At 59.5% G+C, this 11,670-nt stretch carries 8 protein-coding genes and 1 tRNA gene; 7 read left to right on the top strand and 2 right to left on the bottom strand.

Annotated features, from left to right (window positions below; genetic code table 11):
- Positions 1-157 precede the first annotated feature (157 nt).
- Positions 158-1,942, bottom strand: coding sequence for an acyl-CoA dehydrogenase family protein (locus tag ASC80_RS10935; protein ID WP_056296703.1), 1,785 nt, complete (start codon positions 1,940-1,942; stop codon positions 158-160).
- 305 nt (positions 1,943-2,247) lie between these two features.
- On the opposite strand from ASC80_RS10935, the gene ASC80_RS10930 reads away from it, so the two are divergent.
- Positions 2,248-2,322, top strand: a tRNA-Gln gene (locus ASC80_RS10930).
- Between the two features lie 369 nt (positions 2,323-2,691).
- Here the strand turns inward: ASC80_RS10930 and ASC80_RS10925 are convergent.
- The gene (locus tag ASC80_RS10925) at positions 2,692-2,922 is read right to left on the bottom strand and encodes a hypothetical protein (protein WP_156464357.1); all 231 of its coding nucleotides are present in this window, start codon (positions 2,920-2,922) and stop codon (positions 2,692-2,694) included.
- A 419-nt stretch (positions 2,923-3,341) separates the two neighbouring features.
- Here ASC80_RS10925 and ASC80_RS10920 point away from each other — a divergent pair, with 419 nt between their 5' ends.
- From ASC80_RS10920 to ASC80_RS10895, 6 genes are all read left to right on the top strand, one after another.
- Positions 3,342-4,994 (top strand): hypothetical protein, encoded by a 1,653-nt coding sequence (locus ASC80_RS10920; protein WP_056296696.1) that lies wholly within the window; start codon positions 3,342-3,344, stop codon positions 4,992-4,994.
- Positions 4,995-5,119: 125 nt separating this feature from the next.
- Positions 5,120-5,350, top strand: a complete 231-nt coding sequence (locus ASC80_RS24170; RefSeq protein ID WP_200941186.1) for a hypothetical protein — start codon at positions 5,120-5,122, stop codon at positions 5,348-5,350.
- Complete coding sequence (locus tag ASC80_RS10910) at positions 5,347-6,666, top strand: SIR2 family protein (protein WP_082512525.1); 1,320 nt, start codon at positions 5,347-5,349, stop codon at positions 6,664-6,666. The genes ASC80_RS24170 and ASC80_RS10910 overlap by 4 nt, the downstream gene beginning before the upstream one ends.
- Positions 6,666-7,196, top strand: a complete 531-nt coding sequence (locus tag ASC80_RS10905; RefSeq protein ID WP_056296689.1) for a hypothetical protein — start codon at positions 6,666-6,668, stop codon at positions 7,194-7,196. Before ASC80_RS10910 ends, ASC80_RS10905 begins: the two co-directional genes overlap by 1 nt.
- Complete coding sequence (locus tag ASC80_RS10900) at positions 7,193-9,241, top strand: ATP-binding protein (RefSeq protein WP_056296686.1); 2,049 nt, start codon at positions 7,193-7,195, stop codon at positions 9,239-9,241. Before ASC80_RS10905 ends, ASC80_RS10900 begins: the two co-directional genes overlap by 4 nt.
- Positions 9,238-11,556, top strand: coding sequence for an nSTAND3 domain-containing NTPase (locus tag ASC80_RS10895; protein ID WP_056296683.1), 2,319 nt, complete (start codon positions 9,238-9,240; stop codon positions 11,554-11,556). Before ASC80_RS10900 ends, ASC80_RS10895 begins: the two co-directional genes overlap by 4 nt.
- The last annotated feature ends 114 nt before the right edge of the window (positions 11,557-11,670 follow it).

Raw genomic sequence — 11,670 nt, 5'->3', positions numbered from 1 at the left:
CGCGCAGGCGGGATGCTTCGGGTGAAGCACAATCTGGCAGCCATAACCGATGTCATCACCGGGCTTGTCCCGGTGATCCCGCTGAGGTTGGCATCCGTGCTCACCTGATCGGGATGGCCGGAACAAGTCCGGCCATGATAAAGAGTATTTGTGAGAACTACCCCACCAGCACCGCGTCCGCGCCGGTGATGGCATCGGCACCGTCGATCACCGCCCGCTCCAGCGCGCCGGCCTGCACCGCAACGTTCTCCGCGAAGAAACGCGCCAGCGTGACGTAACGCGGCGCCTCGCTCTGCAGTGCCTCGTCGCCGCGCGCGGCGAGTGCTTCGCGCGCCAGCATGACGCCGCCGGTGGCCGACGACATCAGCCGCAGATACGGCGTCGAACCGGCGAGCGCCTCGTTCGGCGCGCTGGCGATTTTCTCTAGCAACCATTTGCTGGCGCGTTCGGCGGATTGCAACGCATCGCGCAGCTTCGCGCCGGTGGTACCGAATGCCGGATCGTTCGAGGCTTCGACCTGTTTCACGGTCTCCGACAATTCGTTTAGCAGGTCCCACACCGCTTCGCCGCCTGACATCGCGAGCTTGCGCATCACGAGGTCCTGCGCCTGCACGCCGTTGGTGCCTTCATAGATGGTGAGGATGCGCGCGTCGCGAACGTATTGCGCGGCGCCGGTTTCTTCCATGAAGCCCATACCGCCATGGACCTGCACACCGATCGCGGCGACCTCGTTGCCGATATCGGTGGAGAACGCTTTCGCCAGCGGCGTCAACAGCGCGCCGCGCGCGGCGGCCTTCTCGCGCACCTTGGCATCGCTCGCGCGGTGCGAGATGTCGATGGCGACTGCGGTGGCGTAACAGATGGTGCGGGCGGCAGCGGTGAGGCCGCGCATCAGCATCAGGTTACGCTTGACGTCCGGGAACATGATGATCGGATCGGAGCCGTCGCCTTTCGAGCCGCGCGCCTTGCCCTGCTTGCGCTCCTGCGCATAGGCGAGCGCGCGCTGATAAGCGCGGTCGGCGAGACCGACGCCCTGAATGCCGACGCCGAGCCGCGCCTGATTCATCATGGTGAACATCGCGGCCATGCCGCCATTTTCCTTGCCGACCACCCACGCCACTGTGCCGCCCTTGTCGCCCATGGTCATGGTGCAGGTCGGCGAGGCATGGATGCCGAGCTTGTGCTCGATGCCGCTGGCATAGATGTCGTTGCGTGCGCCGAGCGAGCCGTCGGCGTTGACGAGATATTTCGGTGCGAGGAACAGCGTGATGCCTTTCGATCCCGGAGGCGAGCCGGGCAGGCGGGCGAGAATGAAATGAACGATGTTGTCGCTCATGTCGTGATCGCCATAGGTGATGAAGATCTTGGTGCCGAACAGGCGATAGCTGCCGTCCGCCTGTTTCTCGGCGCGGGTGCGCAACGCGCCGACATCCGTGCCGGCCTGCGGCTCGGTGAGTTGCATGGTGCCAGGCCATACGCCGGAGATCAGTTTCTCGAGATAGATTTTCTTCAGCTCCTCGGAGCCGTGCGCTTCGAGCGCATCGATTGCACTCAGCGTCAGCAGCGGACACAGGCCGAACGACAGGTTGGACGCGCTCCAGATTTCGTTGACGGCGGAATGCACCGCGAGCGGCAGGCCCTGACCGCCCCATTGTTCCGAACCTGACACCGCGTTCCAGCCGCCGTCGCACCAGCGCTTGTAGGCATCGGGCCAGCCCGGCGCGGTGATCACGCCCTTGTCGGTGAGCTCGATGCCCTTCTGATCGCCGACCTGATTAAGCGGCTCAAGCACGTCGGTCGCGAACTTGCCGGCCTCCTCGATGACGGAGGCGGAAAATTCGGCCTCATAGCCATTATAATGTCCGGCTTCGACGGCCGCCAAAAGGCCGGCGCCGTGGTTGAGGGACAGAAGCATGTCGTTGATCGGGGCGCGGTAGGTCATCTTGAGCGATCTCTCTATGCGGTCAGGGCCGGGCCCGCCCTGATTCCATGAAGCGGCGGGTTTTTCAACTCGCGCCACGGCTATTTCGGGCAAGGTTAGCGGTGAATTCAGGCTTGCGAAACGGCTGTTTTGTCGCCGGGAGGGGGCTGTTCCGGCGGCAAACCGGGTTTCCTTGTGGGTGGAAAATGCTTTATAGACCGGCGTCGCCACGATGAATCGGCGCGGCTACGGTCCCGCCGCTTTTCAGAACGAGCGATTTCAAAGAGCGTGTCTCGGGCCATGCCGCCCGAAACGCGCGATGCTGTTGGGGCGTCGCCAAGTGGTAAGGCAGGGGATTTTGATTCCCCCATGCGGAGGTTCGAATCCTCCCGCCCCAGCCAGCCAGTGCGTGATTAGGAGAATTTCTCCGTTGGTTGCGAAAAAGGGCCGCCAATGGCGGGCTTTTCGCGCGGGCGTATTCTCCACAGGGACCGTTTTCCCGCCAACCCGACTAAAATTGGCAGCTATTCTCTGGCCCTCGCAGAAAATATTCCAGTTTTCAGAGGAGTTGAGCCAGAGATCGGTTCGATCGCACTGGGTGCAGGCCAGATAGGCGAGAAATTTCCATCTCAACTGCGCTTGTCTGTGCGCCGAGAAGTCTGCTTTTGACCCAAAGCGGACGTTCAGTGACGTCGGGTCTTGTGCAAAGCGAAAATTCGGTTAGCCAGCGAAGCTGGCTGATAATTGAAGGATGAAATCCATCGAGACGTTCACTGATAAGGAAACGACGAAATGATTATCAGTTGATCGCCGTTGAGCGTGTGGCCTCCACCATCTGATGGTTCGAATCCTTCGCCCCAGTCACCCAGTCCTGCGGTTTGCGACAGTTTACGGCCTGCGCCTCCCAGTCCGGAAAATCCGGCTTTCGCGCGTTCGACTTCGTCCGCAAGCTCCTGCTCGTCCAATCTCGCGGAAAAAATAGCGGAAAGTCTCTGGCCCATTGTCGGAAAACTCCTATTTTGCGGAGGTTATCGGCGGAAACTGGTCGATCACGACTGCCGTCAGCTTTTTTGAGGCTCTTATCGGAAGCGCATCTCGAACTGGTTGACGGATTTAGACGTGCCGCCGAAACCTTTCTGTCGAAGGGAGAATCATATGATTCCCTAATGAAATCCAGATTAGTAGAACGCTCGTGAGCCAGCACGTATCTTCAGAATACTCATCTAGGGAGGTCAAACTCGTCTACGGTGTCGATGTAAACGGCGGAATTCGACACGTCTCGGAGGTTGAACGCGGGTCTGCGTGCGGCTGCACTTGCCCAGCATGCGGTACCCCGCTCATTGCGAGAAAAGGGGACTATTTAACCCATCATTTTGGACATCAGGCTTCTTATGCATGCGCGAATGCGCCGGAATCGGCATTGCACAAGCTTGCGAAGGAGATCGTTGCGACGAAGTGTCGCCTCAACCTTCCTGAGGTCAGAGCCGAATTCAATGGTGAGGTTGTAGTTTTACACAAGGCGGGACTTGTTCGCTTCGACAGCGCAGTCGTAGAAGCGCAGCATCTTAAAACCATAGTGCCGGACCTTTATGCCCAACGCGCCGGACACCGCTTGCTTGTTGAAATCTACGTGACACATGCATGCGACGAGTTGAAGCGAATCGAACTTAAGAACCAGGGAATTGCTGCGATCGAGATCGATCTGTCGCGTCTTCTTAGGAATTCATCGCGGTCCGATGTTGAAGAAGCTGTACTAGAGAAAGCCGGACGACATTGGCTCTTTCATCCAAAGATAGATGCCGAAGTCGAGGCTATGCGCACGAGGCATCAAGCCAAACTCGATGTGCAACGTCTCAGATTCGAGAAGGAAGTGACGGATTGTCTGCAGCGATACGACGCGGGCCTGAAGGAATTGGCGAGCCGCAAGGTCGAACCATCCGATGAAGACGCAGAATTCTTCCGAATTGGGCTGGGTGCTCATATCGGATGCCCAGTAGGTGGGGCGGGCGGATTTCGCGTAACCGAACGGGAATGGCAATTTGCGCTTCTTCGTACCTTTTTGCCCAAAGACGCAGAGCGTTCCTCCTATCGGCACAAGGCGCTTTTCGACTGGCTGAAGAAGCAAAAGTTTACCAGAGCCGATTTTGACTACATTCGGCCTGAACTCGAAGATGCTGCGCGAGGGCGGAATGACCAATTCCGCAGTCCTTATCGAGCGGTCGAAGCGTACCTTGATAAGCTTGTTGAGAGAGGGATACTCCAAAAGCACCGGTCGTATTGGCTGTCCAAAAGCGTGTTCGACGGACTCCTTGATCTACGCGCTAGCGATCAACGCAAGGCATCCCGCAGAACAAATCTTACGGGACGCATTGAAAGGATACTGGCATCTTTACCGGATCAAGAGAGCGGTGATCTCACCGCCGACGAGTGGCTGAAGTTGCCACAGGATGGAGGACTATCGTTTGATGCCGCGATAGAAGCCGATGATGGCACATTCGACGAGATGGTCGCCCCCTTGCACAAGATCGAGGCGATGATGTTCCGGAATGGGATGTCAGTACTTCAGGCGCTCCGCTTACCGATAGAGCGTGAGCAGGAGCGCCAGGTAAACGCACGGAAACTGGAAGCGGAGGCCAAGGGATTGGCAAAGGCCGAATCGCTGCGTCTGGCTATGGATGGGCGCCGGCAAAGGATTCAATCGACGGCATCCGCGCATGGAGGCGAGTGGACATTGTGGATCCAAACAGCGCATCTGTTTCTTAATGGAAAGACGCCGTTAGAGGCTGCCATCGAAGGGGAGGATGGCATGAACCATGCGCTAGCCCTTTTGCGTGATGCGGTCGATAAACGTGCTCGTGAGCGATCAAAGGCCGAAGAAATACATCGGTGGCGAATAACCTTGGAGCGAGAGGTTTTCACGATATTGGGCAGTGCGGCGCAACCTTTTCTGAATTCGCCTTATTCCTTGGGGCCGAATGGTAGGAAGTTCAGGCCTCGAGACCATTGTGTATCGGAAGCAACTTTCAGGGAGTGCGTCGATCTTGCCAAGGAGGTACTGAAGAAGCGACGATAATCCCAAGCAGCGGCAAATTTCGAGCACGGCTACTCTATCTAATCGTGCGAGCAGTCGAAGCATGTTACAAAGAATGGCGGCAAGGGGTTAATTGCCTCTGCGCGTCACGCCAACCGGAAGAGAATATGGCAACTGCCTTGAACATTAAGAAGCCTTCCGTTTCAAAGCTCGAAAAGCGGGAAGATAAGTATCTGGTAACGCAGCGTGGTTACGACGAAGAGAGTGGCGGAAAGCTTGAGCTGACCGTAACGTTGCTGGAGAGATCGCCTGTTCGAATCGAATATCTAGACAACATGGCGCAGCAAGCCACGAAGGTGCTTCGTCGCCGGACAGGCACTCGAAAGGGGATCGCGTGACCCCTCAGACGATCGCTCGGCTTCTGGCTTCAATGAACGCAGGCCGCCTCCTCGTGGTCTGCGGCGCGGGGTTGTCGATGGCGCCGCCCAGCTGCCTGCCGTCCGCACGGATGGTCGCTGAGCGCTGCTTCGACAGATACCGTCTCGAATCTGACCCGAACTGCGACCTCGGCCTTCGGGACAATCTGGAGGCACTCGCCGAGCACTTTGCAGGCCTCAACACCCTACAATCGGTCTTCATCGAACACCTCGTGCCTTGGCCCGCTTTTGTGCGGCCTTCGAATGCAGGGCATGCAGCAATCGCAGATTTTCTCATTACCCGCGCCGCCGTTGCGGGCATATCGAGCAACTACGACACGCTGATCGAGCGACGCGCTTGGGACTACGGCGCGGACTTCCGCGGCTCGCTCGACGGAGACGAAGCCACCGCCGATTCCATCCGTCAGGCACCCTTGTTGAAATTCCATGGCTGCTCCCACCGTGATCGGCAAGCCACGGTCTGGGCGCCTTCACAGCTCGACGATCCAACCATTTCGGGGCGCATTGCGCGAAGCAAAGTTTGGATGGCTGCCAACCTTCGGCAGAAGGACCTGCTCGTCGTCGGCTTCTGGTCTGACTGGCAATACCTCAACGCCGTTATCGGCGAAGCGCTGATCGACGTGCAGCCGTTGTCCGTGACTGTCATCGACCTCTCGCCGACAAACGCGCTCGAGCAGAAGGCCCCACAACTCTGGGAGATCGCGCACGCACAAAACGTGACGTTCGAACATGTTCAAGAGTCAGGGGCTGCGGCGCTCGACGAGCTGCGTCGAGCTTTCTCATCGAACTACCTGCGTCAGGTCCTGGACGCCGGACGAGCCGCCTTCGAGCAAGCTACCGGAGCTCAGTGTAACCCGGCTTGGCTAGACGTCGGAAATTTCGACAGCGAGGCCCTTTATGGTCTGAGGCGGGATGCCGAAGGCGTCTCGGCGGCAGAGCCGGCCAAGCTCCTGCGTCCAGCAAATCCAGAAGCCCTCGGCTTTTTCCACTTGCTGCTCCGTCAGGCTGGCGCCGTTCAACGCGCCGATGGTTATCATCTGAACGGCCGGAGCATCCGAGTCCTCAACGGGGCGCAATCCATTATCGGGACGCTACGTGGGAAGTTCCTCGAGCCGCCTGCCGCGATGCAGTCCGACATTGTCGTCGCGGTAGGCGCGACCGACTTGGGCGTGCCGGACAATGTCGTGCGCAGCGGACGCACCGGTGACGTCATTCGTCCAGACCCGGCAGGTGAATGGTACGACCTACCTGGGGCAAGAGCTGCGTTGGGCATCTGATGGACATCTTCACCCAAACCGAAATCCTCCTTCGCGACGCACAGTATGAAACCTGGACGTGGACCGGCTCGGCCGGCCCGGTGACCTGTTTCGAAAACGCGGCGCTGATGGGATTCGTCCACGTCTTCGACAGTGCAGACGCTCTCCTCGGCGCCTGGAAGGAGAACCAGAAAATCGCGCTCGCTCGGCATGCCACTTCGTTGCGCGGCGCCGGAGTAAAGGCGTGGAACGTGTATTCGGTCTTCCTGACCCCGGATCAGGATGCGCGCCGAGGGCGCGAGATCGAGCGCATCGAAGAGGATTTCTCTTTGACCCGAAAGATCGCGAGGGCCTCCATCACCACACCTGATGACGTTGAGAAGGCGCTGCTACCGCTACTGTCGATACGCTCCAAGCCGTTGCTCGGCGCGTCCAACTTCGAAACAAGACTGCGGACCAGGCTGAAGGACATCCCTCCGGATGCCGTTACCGCGTTTCTCAGCGAAACCACGCCGGCAGAGATCGCTCGCATCTTAGGGGCGACGTCATGAGGCTTGATTTCATCGAAGTATGCGGCTTTCGTGGCTTCAGGGATCTCGTCCGGATCAATTTCGGACGGGGCTTCACCGTCATCACCGGTCGCAACGGCGTGGGCAAGAGCACGCTGTGTGATGCGGTCGAGTTCGCGATCACAGGCTCGATCGACAAGTACGCCGTCGAAAAGGCCGCGAAGGAGAGCCTCAGCGACTACCTTTGGTGGCGCGGCGAAGGTGTTCCCAAAGCCCACTACGTGACAGCCTCTTTCATCGACGACAGCGGGAACCCATTCACCATCACGCGGACGCGGGAACGTGGCTCCGATCGCTCAGCGGAGGATATCCACGCCGCGCTTTGCCGTGGACCTGCACCAGACGACGCACTTCGGCAGCTCACCCGGACGTCGATCATCCGCGACGAATGGATCGCCGCGCTCAGCCTGGATCTCACTGAAACGGAGCGATTTGATCTCGTGCGCTCGGCGCTCGGTGCATTGGAAGGATCGGAAGCCGGTAGCAGAGCCAAGGAAATCGTGACTGCCGCCGAAGCCGCGCACACTAAAGACGAGGCCGCCTATGAGGCTGCCCGCTCGCGACTGGCCGACAGACTGACGCAGCAGTCCGAGACACAAGCCGCGTTCAGCCGATCAGGTGATGCGTCCGGCGCGCTTCAGGTGATCGCCGCCGCGGCGCCGGATGCGCCCACCGAGCTGACGGCACGTCTGGCTGCAGGTCGAAGCGCGCTCGCAAACGGACGAGCCAGATTGGGTCGGATGGGCGAAGCGCTTCAACTCGGTCGAGAGGTCGCGGCGGCGCAGGCGCTCTACAACGCTCCCGAGGCTGTGGCGAACCGCGAGGCCGCATCGGCAGCGCACGAAGCAGCGCAGCGCGAGCATGAGGCCGCACAGAAAGCCGTCTCGGAAGCCGAACTACGTCTCTCGCGGGAAGAAGAGATGGACGCGATGGCGACGTCGCTGAGTCTCCTCGTTGAACATGGCGAGCGCCTCGGGTTACACGACGATCATTGCCCGCTATGCGCAGCCCATCGAACATCGGACGAATTCGCTGCCGGTCTGGCCGCCGCGCGTCAACGGATTACAAAATTGGCGTCGGGCGTTCAGGCCGCCCGTGATGCTCTCGCCACCGCGAAACTGAACGCGCGACAACCCAGCCTCACGTTGCAGACAGCCACCGCCGTGATCCAAGCTCATGCGGACGAGCTGCGGCGTCTGCGCGACCAGGAAGCGGCGCACGTGGATTTCTACGATCAGTGGGGGCTCGATCACCGCTTCATCCCGGATCCTGACAGGCTGGAGCAGGCCATTTCTCCAGAACGCGACCGGTTGATCGACCTCGAGCGCGCGCTACTCGTGCTGGAGGCCTCGCAAGCGGTCTCGCGAATGTCGTCGATCGAAAGCAACATCTCGGCGCTGCGCGCTGAAATCGAAAAGCTGGCGCAGTCGGTCAGCCAGTCCCAAAATGCCGTCACAGCGGCCCGCGAAATCGAACGCTCTGTCCGACGTGTCAGCGCGGAAATCATCGACGAGCGCCTCGCTCAGATCAGTCCTCTGCTCAATGAGCTCTATCAACGCCTGCGACCGCACGCCGACTGGCGGACAATCGACTACAGCATCCGCGGTGACGTCCGACGTTTCCTGAGCCTCAAGGTCGGCGACGGGTTGAACCCGCAATTCGTCTTTAGCAGCGGCCAGCGTCGCGCCGCCGGTCTCGCCTTCCTTCTTTCGGTCCATCTTGCGCGGGCGTGGACACCGCTTAGGTCCCTTCTACTCGACGATCCCGTTCAGCACATCGACGATTTCAGAGCCCTTCACCTGGTCGAAGTGCTCGCCGCTCTGCGCTTGGACGGGCGCCAGATAATCTGCGCCGTCGAAGACCCCGCGCTGGCCGATCTGCTGTGCCGGCGCTTGGTGAGCACCTCGACGGAGGGAGGCCGGCGTCTCGACATCGACCTTGGTCCGCTCGGCGCCACAAGCGTGGTCATCGACCAGGAAATCAATCCGATGCCGGTCGGTGTTTTACGTGGTGTAGCCACTGCATGACGACTGAGAGCGCGCAGATCGAGCTTCCAGCGCCACGCGAACGCCGTGCGCACGGACCCTGGAGCGATCTGGCGCTCCACACCATCGGCTGGCGCGCGTTTCAGGATCTTTGTTCGCAGGTATGCGAGGTCGTGCTCGGCCGACCCGTAGAGATCTTCCGTGAAGCACAGGACGGCGGCCAGGACGCGGTCTTCCTCATCCCCTCGGGAACGGCCGCAACGCCCATCGGCACCGTCCAGTGCAAGCATACGTCCGATGCCATGAAGGCCTTGAAGCTCAGCGATCTCACCGCCGAGCTTGAGAATGTCGACGAACTGGTCAAAGCCGGTCAGGCGGACACCTACGCCTTTATGACGAACATGAGCGTAGATGCGCCTGTCGCGGCGGCGATGCGCGCCAGGCTTCGGGTGCTCGGCGTGCGCAGGCCGCACATTCTTGGTCGCCAGTATATTGTCCGGGTCATCAGAACCAGCGCCCGCCTGCGGGCCCTCGTCCCACAGGTCTACGGCCTGGGAGACCTCACGTCGATCGTTGATGAGCGTCTGAGCGAGCAGAGCCGGGCGCTCCTTGACAGTTGGATTCCAAAGCTCCGCACTTATGTGCCCACAAAAGCGCATCGCGACGCCGTCAACGCCATTTCCAACCACGGCGTGGTGCTGCTGTTGGGCAATCCATCAAGCGGCAAATCAGCGATCGGCGCGATCGTCTCGACGATCGCTTCGGAAAACCCGGACAACACCGTTCTAGCTTTGACCAGTCCGCGCGATTTCGAGGCCGGCTGGAATCCGAACGATCCGGGCCGCTTCTTCTGGATTGATGACGCCTTCGGCTCGAATGTGCTACGCGACGACTATGTGCAGGACTGGGCGTCGGCTTTCTCGAAGCTGCGGGCCGCGATCAAGCACGGCAACCGATTCCTCCTCACCTCCCGCAAGCATATCTATGAAGCGGCGCGGCGTCGGCTCGGACAACGCAACCTTGCCCAATTTGTCGATGGCAGCGCCGTCGTCGATGTCGGCGAGCTGACCTTCGAAGAGAAGGCGCAGATCCTCTATAACCATGTGAATTTCGGCGAGCAGAGCCAGAGCTGGCGATCAAGCGTCAAGCCACACCTGGCCGCAGTCGCCGCCGTACACGACTTTCTTCCTGGGATTGCGGAACGTCTTGGCGATCCGAACTTCACCAAGGGGCTCGCGCCTCGCGAAAGCTCCCTCGTTCGCTTCATGGAAGAACCGACAGAGCATTTGATCGATACGGTCAATGCCCTGGATGATCAGCTTCAAGCCGCGCTCATCTTGGTTTACGTCCATCAAGCCGGCTTCGATCCCAGCGACCACGATGTGTTGGCCGCGCAGGCGGTCGCGGAGCTGACGGGGTACAGCCTCGCTAAGGTCCAGGATTGTTTCGCCGAGCTGAAGGGCTCGTTCCTGAAACTTTCCGGATCAAAATGGACCTTCGCCCATCCGACGATATCCGACGCGCTGACGGAGATCCTGCGTCAGAAGCCGCATATGATGGCGGCGCTCATACGGGGCGCGACGATCGACACCATTCTCAACAGTTTCACGTGCGAGGGCTCGCCTCTGATTCGAGACGCACTTGTCATTCCGGCGACGCTCGACGATGCTCTGGTCGGTCGGCTCGGCCACACCCCCGATGAATGGCACCGCAATTGGATGCTGTTCCAGTTTTTGTCTTATCGCGCTAGCGATGAAGTATTAGCGAAGGCAATCGAGCAGTTTTCGGGTCTACTTCAGCGCTCATGCTGGCAAACTGAACTCGCCGGCAGCGATCCCCGATTGGCTACCCACGCCCGCGCCCATCGTATGGGTGTTCTGCCCGATGACCTTCGCATGGAGGCGGCCGATAGTCTCGAGTCCTCTGCGCTTGTGGATCTCGATGCTTCCTTCTTTGAGGAAGAGGAAATGCTCGCTCTCATTCCGCCGCTCCGTCTTGTCGGCTTAGGAATCTCGCTGCGGGCGAAGATTTTACCATCGCTTGAAGAGCGTATCGACGAAATTGCCACGGATGCTGACCTGGACGAAGAACCTGAGAGCCACTTCAAGAAGCTTCTTGGTGTACTTGATTGCCTGGAGGCGATTGGCATCGATGCGGACGCTGCGGCCTTAGTCAACGACGCGCGCAGTCAGGTGAAGCAATCTATCGAAGCTCTTGAAGAGCGCAAGCGTGAGCGGGATGAAGACACCGAAGACGAAACTGATTGGACGCACATCGTGACGCAGAGGAAAGAGGAGATTTTACCCTCTTCTACGGTTATGACGAAGCGTTCGGTGTTCGACGATGTTGACAAATAGCTAAGACTTGCACCGATCAAGAGGCCCGATTGAGGTCTTTTCTGAAAGGACAGGTCCCATAGGAAAGAAACTTGTGCTCGAATTTTGCAAATAAATTATAGAGGTCGTCAATCG

Source organism: Afipia sp. Root123D2, from assembly GCF_001425835.1.
Taxonomy (GTDB): domain Bacteria; phylum Pseudomonadota; class Alphaproteobacteria; order Rhizobiales; family Xanthobacteraceae; genus Afipia.
The sequence above is the reverse complement of the archived record's forward strand: the minus strand, read 5'-3'. Positions and strand labels throughout refer to the sequence as shown.